Origin of the sequence: Anaeromassilibacillus sp. An200, from assembly GCF_002160025.1 — a bacterium.
Classification (GTDB): domain Bacteria; phylum Bacillota; class Clostridia; order Oscillospirales; family Acutalibacteraceae; genus Caccousia; species Caccousia stercoris.
The window spans coordinates 1-892 of sequence record NZ_NFJU01000130.1 but is presented as its reverse complement, the minus strand read 5'-3'; the positions used below and the strand labels follow the sequence as shown (position 1 = coordinate 892).

Here is an 892-nt window from a genome sequence, read left to right as displayed (position 1 = left end):
GTATAAAGAGATAAGGCGAACACATTGCGATAAATCCTTTATTTTCAAGGCTTTTGGAGGATTTTATTAAAACACTGTAACCTCTGTTGAGAGGTCATAATTTACTGATGTTCAAATTGGAATTTGTCGCTCTCTTACTTTCTCCCCCGCTGCGGGTTTGGATTTTTCAGCAAATCCGACTTCTGTGCAATCCGTTTCAGCCACTTCTTTTCTTCCTCTGACAGTTTCCCATAGTTCAGTTTGAGCCGCTTGCAGATAAAGGCCATCGCCGCCTGCTCCGGGTCGCTGTCCTCTCTGGTGGTTTCCTCTGCGGTCTGCAAGAAATCTTCCAGTGGGTTGTCCTCCGGGACGCTGAAAAAATCGTCCTTATGGGCTTCCCGCAGGTCGAGGGCTATCTTGTTTATGTCCTGCTGTATCACATAGCGGCAAAAGCTGTCGTCGTCAATGTGGGCGGCGATAAGCTGTCGCAGCTGCGGGTCAGTCAAGCCGGGATTGTGTTGTTTCATAATCGTTGCACTCACAGCGTCCACAATGGCGTTTGCGCTCTGCACCTGCTTTCCCGCTACGCCGTTCACATAGATTTCAAGGTCGGCCATGAGCCGGGGAAAATCCGGGTGTGTCGCCAGCTCACACAAAAGAGAATTGTCCACCAGCCCGCTTTTCAATAGTTCAATCATATCATCACTCAAATGCAGGTCTGCAAGATCGGCGTTTGGGTGATTTCTTGTTTGAGAACGGCCCAGCAGATAATCAACAGTCACTTCATAGAACTTTGCCAGTTCAATAAGGGCATAGTGGCTGATGTCCTTGAAGTTGTCCCCCTCATAACTGCCTAAAGCGGACTTGGAGAGATGGGTTTTCTCCGCAAGCTGTTCCAGCGTCAGTCCGCGCT

The 892-nt window shown here is 49.1% G+C and carries 1 protein-coding gene; it reads right to left on the bottom strand.

All coding sequences use genetic code 11. The features are described from left to right. Positions 1-134: 134 nt before the first annotated feature. Positions 135-892: helix-turn-helix domain-containing protein (locus B5F35_RS18205; RefSeq protein ID WP_140401304.1), on the bottom strand; the 758-nt coding region annotated here is incomplete at its 5' end.